The sequence below is a fragment of the Neisseria sp. HMSC074B07 genome (assembly GCF_001810355.1).
Classification (GTDB): Bacteria; Pseudomonadota; Gammaproteobacteria; order Burkholderiales; family Neisseriaceae; genus Neisseria.
Map to the genome: position 1 here is coordinate 1 of NZ_KV800987.1, position 342 is coordinate 342.

Below are 342 nucleotides of genomic sequence, written 5' to 3' on the forward strand. Positions count from 1 at the left end.
TACGACGGACGCGGCAACCTCATCAGCATCACCGACCCCGCCGGTTACACCACTAGCTACGGCTACAACGCCCAATGGCTGCCCGAAACCATTACCGACGCCTTAGGCAAAACCCGACGCCTACACTACGACACCCTCGACCAGCTCGTCTGCTTTACCGACTGTACCGGCGAAACCACCCGCTTCAGTTACACCGAATACGGCGATCTCGAAACCGTTACCGATGCGCTGGGCCATACCACCCACCACCACTACGACGCAGCGGGCAACCCCGTCCGTACCGACTACCCCGACGGCAGTCACGAAACCTTCGAATACGACCGCCTCAACCGTCTGACCGCC

1 pseudogene is annotated in these 342 nt (G+C 60.8%); it reads left to right on the plus strand.

The annotated features are described in order from the left end of the window. Positions 1-342 (plus strand): annotated as a pseudogene (locus HMPREF2726_RS12455) (RHS repeat protein); the annotation flags it as partial.